The organism is Streptococcus sp. 4094, assembly GCF_013277125.1.
GTDB lineage: Bacteria > Bacillota > Bacilli > Lactobacillales > Streptococcaceae > Streptococcus.
This window is the reverse complement of the sequence record NZ_VMMI01000019.1, coordinates 44,949-52,720: the sequence shown is the minus strand read 5'-3', so window position 1 is coordinate 52,720 and position 7,772 is coordinate 44,949. Positions and strand designations below refer to the sequence as shown.

The following is a 7,772-nucleotide window of genomic DNA, read 5'->3' as shown; positions in this document are numbered from 1 at the left end:
CCTTGCCGTACTCAAGTACAGCCTGCGGCTAGCTTCCTAGTTTGCTCTTTGATTTTCATTGAGTATTACCTTACAAGAAGATATTTTGAAATCAAAAAAAGTTGAGACATAGCGTCTTCAACTTTTTTACATTACTTTAACTACTGATTAAAGTGAGTTTACATCAACTTTGATACCAACACCTTGAGTAGTTGTGATAGTCAAGTTTGTTACGTAAGTTCCTTTAGCTGTAGCTGGTTTTGCTTTTTGGATTGTTTCGTTGAAAGCTTTGAAGTTTTCAACCAATTTTTCAGCTTCAAATGATACTTTACCGATGATTGCTTGAACGTTACCTGCACGGTCAGCACGGTAAGTGATTTTACCACCTTTAGACTCTTCAACTGCTTTAGCAACATCCATAGTTACAGTACCAGTTTTAGGGTTTGGCATCAAGTTACGTGGTCCAAGGACACGTCCAAGACGTCCAACAAGAGCCATCATGTCAGGTGTAGCGATAACTACGTCGAAGTCCAACCAACCGTCGTTGATTTTAGCAACAAGGTCATCTTCACCAACAAAGTCTGCACCAGCAGCTTTTGCTTCTTCAGCTTTTGCACCACGTGCGAAAACAAGAACGCGTGAAGTTTTACCAGTACCGTTTGGCAATACCATTGCTCCACGGATTTGTTGGTCAGCTTTTTTAACGTCGATGTTCAAGTTGTAAGCAACTTCTACAGTTGCGTCAAATTTTGCAAAGTTAGTTTCTTTTGCAAGTGCTACAGCTTCTTCTACGCTGTATGCTTTTGTGCTGTCGATTTTCTCAAGAGCAGCACGAAGTTGTTTGCTTTTTTTAGCCATTTTCTATTCTCCTTGTAAGTGGTTCAATCGATTTTCATCTCCCACGTCACTTCTCGAAATGATGAAGTCTTGCGGGTTATATTGGGGTGTTATTGATTAGTCAACAACAGTGAATCCCATAGAACGAGCAGTACCTTCGATCATACGCATTGCAGACTCTACGTTTGCTGCGTTCAAATCTGGCATCTTAGTTTCTGCAATTTCTTGTACTTGTGCACGAGTAACTGTAGCAACTTTAGTTTTGTTAGGTGTACCTGATCCTTTTTCAACACCTGCAGCTTTTTTCAAAAGAACAGCAGCTGGTGGTGTTTTAGTGATGAAAGTAAATGATTTATCTTCGTAAACTGAGATAACAACTGGAATGATCATACCAGCTTGGTCAGCTGTACGAGCGTTGAACTCTTTTGTGAATCCCATGATGTTGATACCAGCTTGACCAAGAGCAGGTCCAACCGGTGGAGCTGGTGTAGCTTTACCAGCAGGGATTTGCAATTTTACAAGTTTTTCGACTTTTTTAGCCATTTTTAAATCCTCCTTTGTGGTTTTGGCGGTAATTAGAGATTTTTACCTCCCACAAGTATGTTTTTCACATACCCATCTATTATACACTATTTATCTGGAATTGCAAGAGAAAAGTTTATTTTTTAATCGACGTAATCTCCGCCTTCAAAGCCATAGTATTCTTCCAAACTAAGACCACTCTCAGCAATTTCTTTAGCTTCTTTTCCGACATAACGAAGGTGCCATTCCTCAGCCATATAGCCTGTTTCCTTTTCCTTACCTTTGAGATAACGGACAACAAAGCCATAATCAGCCGCATGGTCCAAGAGCCATTGGGCCGCTTTTTCTTCTGTCACCAAATCACCATCAGTCCCAATCACATCAAAGGCTAAACCTGTCTGGTGCTCGCTATAGCCAGGACGGGCAGAATAACGGTCGGCAGCTTCTTTCCCATCTTGATTGACATAATCTTGATAGAGCTTAGTCTGAGTTTCATAACTTCTAAAGCCACTGTAATGATCACTGATTGGGAAACCTGCCTCTTGCATCGCTTTGATGAGTTTGACCAACTCTGCCTTGGCTGTTGGATTTTCCCCTGGGTTATAGTCCTTAGACAATGGATAGTGTTTATTGGCTACGATGATTTCATCGTATTTTCCTTGGATGCTGTAGTAGTCTCCTTTATTGACCACCTCTGCTTTTTTCTGGGCAGCTCCTTGAGACTTACTTCCTACTGTTCCATCAGCTTTGGCTGTCTGTTCTGTCTTAGCTTCTCCATCTTCATTTTTTGCTTTTTCTTGTGAACAAGCTGCTAGACTCAAGGCTAGCAAGGCTGTCAAGACAAGGTATCTTTTTTTCATTTCTACTCCTTTATTTCTAATAGTTTATATAGTTCTGACGATAAACATTCGACTAATCTTTTAATCTCTTCCGATTTTGCTTGGCAGGTTTCTGCTGTCATTTCTTCAAAGGGAACCCACCAGACTGGACCACGTCCCCTGAGACCGTGACCATTCATATCACCTCTTCGTCTAGGGAAAAGGTGCCAGTGGAGATGGGCATCGCCATTTCCTAGCAGTTCGATATTCATTTTCTCAGCAGTAAAGGCCTTGGCAACTGCCTCTTGGACTAGACTCATTTCTTCGAGAAAACGGAGTCTTGTTTCCTTTTTCAAATGGTGCAATTCGGTGACGTGTTCCTTGGCTAGAAAGAGACTATAGCCTGAAAAATACTGGTGATCTCCAATGACCACATAGCCTGTTTCCAACTCTTTGACAAAATAGGGATTTTCTCCCTTCTTGATGAGCTCAATTCTCTGACAAATTAGACACATATTAGTCTACCAATGCGCTCTTAAGATAAGCATCGACCATTCGTTCTGTTGCGACCACCGAGTCAATATGAGTGCGCTCATAAGAATGACTAGACTCGATACCCGCACCAAGAAGGGCATGCTTGACCTCAGCCCCTGCAGACATAGCCGCTGAAGCGTCCGATCCATAAAATGGATAGATATCCAGCTTAAATGGAATATTTTGCTCTTTCGCCAAGGCCACCAAATGTTGACGGAAGTCATAGTGATAAGGGCCTGAAGCATCCTTGACACAGATAGACACTGTATACTCATCTGTTTGCTGGTCATCTCCCATAGCTCCCATATCCACAGCCAGATATTCTACTACCTGATCAGGAATATTAGAATTAGCCCCATGCCCCACTTCTTCAAAGACTGAAAAAGCAAAATGGGTTGTTACGGGCAATTCAATCTTCTCTTCCTTATAGATACGAAGGAGCTTAAGCAAAATCGCTGCGCTGACCTTGTCATCCAAATGACGAGACTTGATAAAACCTGTCTCTGTCACGACGGTTCGTGGATCAAAGCTGATAAAATCACCGACCTCAATACCAAGAGCACGAGTTTCTTTTTCACTGGTTACTTTGGCGTCCAAACGCACTTCCATATTATCCTGCGTGCGTTCTGCAGTTCCTGCATCCTTATAGACATGGCAAGAAGTTTGGTGGATGAGGATGGTTCCTGATACTTTTTGACCTGTGCTAGCCACATGAACGGTACAGTTTTCACCTTCAATCATGTTCCAAGGAAAACCACCGATACGGTCCATTTTGAGACGACCGTCTGGTTTGACTGCACGGACAATGGCCCCCAGCGTATCCACATGGGCAGTCACATAGCGATGCTCTTCATCATTTTGACCTTTAATGGTCACATTGACACCACCCTTAGCTGTGCGAACCGGCTGGTAACCAAAAGCTTCTAGAGTCTTGACTAAATAGTCCGAAATCTCACGAGTGAAGCCTGTTGGCGATGCAATGGCTGTTAGTTCTTTGATATATTCTACTGTTTGATTCATTTATTTACCTCTTTTGCTACCTATTATAACACATTTATCATCGGATAAAAAAAGAAAATCACTCCTGTAGACTTGGCTACAAAAGTGATTTTATACTCAATGAAAATNNGTTTTGAGGTTGTAGATGGAACTGACGTAGTCAGTATCCTACACATACGGCAAGGCGACGTTGACGCGGTTTGAAGAGATTTTCGAAGAGTATTAGTGATTATTCCATTTCAAAAACATCACTTTCCTGCTTGTTTGGTAGAACCAATGAGAGCAAGATTCCGACAACGGCTGGTACTAACCATGGGAGTGATGCCTTGGCAAAAGGAAGAGCATTGACAAGGTTTGCAAGAAACTCAACCTTAAATGAGCTTCCTAGTACGCTTGCAATGGCAATAGCTGTAACAACAGCAATTGTCAACTGCATACCTGGTTTTGAAAGGGCAACAAATTTGTTGACAATGACAATCATAACGATAGCAATCGTGATTGGGTACAAGATAACCAGTACAGGGATTGAGTACTTGATAATCGCATCAAGACCCAAATTGGCAATAGCAAATCCAATCAAGGTAAAGGCCGTCGCATAAACCTTATAACTGATTTGTGGGAAACGCTCATTAAAGAACTCAGCTGTTGACACAATCAAACCAACTGTTGTTGTGAAGCAGGTTACGGTAACCATAGCTGCAAGGAAGAGTTGAGCTGTTGAGCCAAAGATTTCTTGAGTGGCTTGTGACAAGATGTAAACACCTGGTGTTCCACCCTTCATCGCCTCAGCTGGTACCGGGAAATGATTTCCAAGGAAACCTAAACCGATATAAAGAGCGCTGAAGGCAAGGGCAACAACGATACCAACCACCCAAATAGTTGAAATATATTCTTTCTTACTTGAGAAGCCAAGTTGTTTCAAGGTTTGAACTGCGATTACGCTAAAGGCAACTGAAGCAAGGGCATCCAAGGTATTGTAACCTTCTAGGAAACCTGTACCAAAAGCAGAAGCTTGATAAGCAGCTGAAGCAGCTTGAGGACTTGTTCCACCGTATTTGATAGCTCCTAGGACAACCAAGATGACAATCAAGATTGCAAAGACTGGTGTTAAAACACGACCGATACGGTCCAAGATTTTAGATGGATTAAGCGAAATCAAATAGGCTGCTGCAAAGTAAAGAACCGTAAAGACAATCAAGCCAAGACCTTTATTTGCATCCGACAAAAGGGGGCTAATCCCTACTTCGTAAGCTGTTGTAGCAGTACGTGGGATAGCAAAGAATGGACCGATTGACAAATAAAGAACCGAGAGGTAAAGAGTCGCAAACCAAGGCGCTATCTTTGTTGAAATCTCGTAGATATATCCTTTAGGATTTAGCGTTCCAATAATAAGAGTCAAGACGGCGATACCGACGCCTGAAAAGACAAAACCTGCGATGGCAGGAAGAAAATGTTCTCCAGATAGAGCACCTAGAGAAGGCGGAAAAATCAAGTTCCCCGCACCAAAAAATATTCCAAACAGGAGTAAACCTGTTAAGGCACCTTTTTTAGCCATGAAAATCTCCTTCATATTTATAAAATACTGACCTAGTATATCATGAATAGGAGTATGAAAAAAGCTTCACGAAGTAAATATTGAATGTTTTCAAGATTCTTAAAAATGAGAATTGTCTAAAAATAAGATTCTCCTACCCAGTCTACGCCAAGTAGGAGAAAAATCTGCTGTTTAAAGTTCTTCAAAGGCTAACATGCCACCTTGAACATTGATAACCTCATAACCTTGTTCTGATAAGAATTGGCAAGCACGCGCCGATCTCATTCCAGATTTACAAATAACATAATGTAACTGGTCCTTGTCCAACTGATCATAGATATCGGCTAATTGACTCAGAGGAAGATTCTGAGCGCCTTCTAAGTGAAGAGCTTCAAACTCATCCACTTCTCTCACGTCTACTAGAGAAAGTTGGTCATTTTGGTAAAGCTGGTAAAATGCGTCAAAGGTTATTTCTTTCATTCTTTTTCTCCTAAAATAGTTTTAATTCTTTTTTTCTCCTAAAATAGTTTTAATTCTTTTTTTCAAATCTGGCACCACTTCTGACTCAAACCAAGGATTTTTGGCCATCCAGATTTGATTTCGCGGTGAGGGGTGAACTAGTGGAAAATAGGTTGGCAAGTAGTTCTGGTAGTGTTTTACCCGTTCTGTCACCTTGCCACTGATTTTCTCCTTTAAATAGTAGGCCTGGGCATATTGCCCAATCAAGAGGGTCAATTGAATATCTGGTAATTCTTGCAAGAGCTGTGGATGCCATTTTTCAGCAAAGCCTGTTCTCGGTGGCAAGTCACCTGACTTACCATGCCCTGGAAAGTAGAAATCCATGGGCAGAACAGCAAAATAACCTGAATTGTAAAAGGTATCTTCATCCACACCTAGCCAGTCCCGCAAACGATCACCACTTTTGTCCTTCCAGTAAAGTCCTGCCTCCTGCGTTTTAAGCCCCGGTGCTTGACCGATGATATTGATGCGAGCAGTCTTTGGCGCTGCAAAGAGAGGTTCGATTCCGCGTTCTGTATAGCTGGCATTTTGTGGATCTGCCATAATAGCCTGCTTGATTCTTTCAATTTGAGACATCTACTTTCCCTCCAAAAAGAAGTCTAAGCATACAATCTCAGACTTCTATCGTTTTATTTGATCAATTCATAAATAGCTTCGGCATAGATTGCTGCTGCTCGGAAAAGATCGTCCAAGGCGATAAATTCATTGGCTTGGTGCATGGTGTCAATTGAGTCTGGGAACATGGCTCCGTAGGCAACCCCACGTTCGAGCAAGCGACCAAAGGTTCCACCACCGATGACTTGCTCGTGACCTTGTAGGCCTGTTTGTTTTTCATAGACATTCAACAAGGTTTGCACAAGTGGATCTTCCATTGGCACATAGTGAGGGGTATGACCGTGCTCAGAAAGGCTAACAGAAGCAACTGGCAAGTTTTCAAGGATTGACTTGATTTGCTCTGGACTTGTTCCCTTTGGATAACGGATGTTGAGGGCAATCGTATTGTCAGCACTTGTTTCATCGAAGCGGAAGACACCCGCATTCATAGAAAGGGCACCCATCTTTTCATCCACATGAGCAATCTTGAGATTTTCACCCTCATGGTCGTTCAAAAGAATCTTACCAGCAATTTCAAGATAGTCTTTTGCAGGTCCAGCAAAGTCAAACTGGCTGAGGAAGAGGGCTAGGTAAGTCGCACCATTGACACCTGAAGCAGGCATAGCACCGTGGGCTGATTTACCAATGATGGTCACCCTGTATTGGCCAGCTTCTTCTTGAATTTCTCCTCTGAGTTTGTGTTCTGCAACAAAGGCATCTAGTTTAGCTTGCAAGTCAGTCAAATCACCTGAAACAACGGCTGTTGCTGATTCAGGCACCATATTTTCACGCAAACCACCTGTGAAGCTATGAAGACGAGCAGCGCCTGCATTTTCACCTGCAAAGTGGAGGTATTCAGTGATATTTCCTTTTTCACCATTGATGATAGGGAATTCAGCGTCTGGAGAGAAACCAAAGTCTGGTTTTGCAAGTCCTACGTGCTCGAAGTAGTAGTCCATATCTGCCCAGCCTGATTCTTCGTCTGTTCCGACGATGAAGCGAACTTTTTTAGAAGTTGGAAGTCCCAATTCTTTGATGATTTTCAAGCCATAGTAACAAGCTGTTGTAGGTCCCTTGTCATCAGAAGCTCCACGCGCATAAAGACGACCGTCTTTGATAGTTGGTGTGTAAGGGTCTGTGTCCCAACCGCTACCAGCTGGCACCACGTCCATGTGGGCAAAGATTCCGAGAACTTCTTCTCCATCACCAAACTCAAAATGTCCTGCATAGTTGTCAACATTTTTAGTTGGGTAGCCATCACGGTCTGCGATTTCAAGGAATTTTTCCAAGGCTTTTACCGGCCCAGGTCCAAATGGATGCTCAGCATCAACCTTGCTATCATCACGTTCAGAGTTAATTTCCAAAAGGCTAAACAAGTCAGCCAAGAGGTCTTCTTTGCGTTTTTCTACTTCTGCTGTAAAATCAATTGCTGTCAT

General features: G+C 42.4%; 9 protein-coding genes. All 9 read right to left on the bottom strand.

Going from position 1 to position 7,772, the window contains the following annotated elements:
- Positions 1 to 147: 147 nt before the first annotated feature.
- Entirely contained in the window at positions 148 to 837 is a 690-nt protein-coding gene (rplA, locus tag HT721_RS05695; protein WP_001085675.1) for a 50S ribosomal protein L1, read from the bottom strand.
- A gap of 96 nt (positions 838 to 933) precedes the next feature.
- Entirely contained in the window at positions 934 to 1,359 is a 426-nt protein-coding gene (gene rplK / locus HT721_RS05690) for a 50S ribosomal protein L11 (protein ID WP_001085807.1), read from the bottom strand.
- 122 nt (positions 1,360 to 1,481) lie between these two features.
- Positions 1,482 to 2,198 carry an LD-carboxypeptidase LdcB/DacB gene (gene ldcB, locus HT721_RS05685; RefSeq protein ID WP_055387825.1) on the bottom strand — a complete coding sequence of 239 codons (717 nt, stop codon included), beginning with the start codon at positions 2,196 to 2,198 and terminating at the stop codon, positions 1,482 to 1,484.
- Positions 2,199 to 2,200: 2 nt separating this feature from the next.
- On the bottom strand, positions 2,201 to 2,671 hold the full coding sequence (locus tag HT721_RS05680) for an HIT family protein (protein ID WP_173229265.1): 471 nt from the start codon (positions 2,669 to 2,671) through the stop codon (positions 2,201 to 2,203).
- Between the two features lies 1 nt (position 2,672).
- Positions 2,673 to 3,710: a M42 family metallopeptidase gene (locus HT721_RS05675; RefSeq protein WP_173229263.1), complete on the bottom strand. Its 1,038-nt coding sequence runs from the start codon at positions 3,708 to 3,710 to the stop codon at positions 2,673 to 2,675.
- Positions 3,711 to 3,918: 208 nt separating this feature from the next.
- On the bottom strand, positions 3,919 to 5,244 hold the full coding sequence (gene brnQ / locus HT721_RS05670) for a branched-chain amino acid transport system II carrier protein (RefSeq protein ID WP_173229261.1): 1,326 nt from the start codon (positions 5,242 to 5,244) through the stop codon (positions 3,919 to 3,921).
- Positions 5,245 to 5,415: 171 nt separating this feature from the next.
- Positions 5,416 to 5,703, bottom strand: a complete 288-nt coding sequence (locus HT721_RS05665; RefSeq protein ID WP_173229259.1) for a rhodanese-like domain-containing protein — start codon at positions 5,701 to 5,703, stop codon at positions 5,416 to 5,418.
- A 21-nt stretch (positions 5,704 to 5,724) separates the two neighbouring features.
- Positions 5,725 to 6,318 (bottom strand): uracil-DNA glycosylase family protein, encoded by a 594-nt coding sequence (locus HT721_RS05660; RefSeq protein ID WP_173229257.1) that lies wholly within the window; start codon positions 6,316 to 6,318, stop codon positions 5,725 to 5,727.
- Between the two features lie 53 nt (positions 6,319 to 6,371).
- Complete coding sequence (gene pepV / locus HT721_RS05655) at positions 6,372 to 7,772, bottom strand: dipeptidase PepV (RefSeq protein WP_101514736.1); 1,401 nt, start codon at positions 7,770 to 7,772, stop codon at positions 6,372 to 6,374.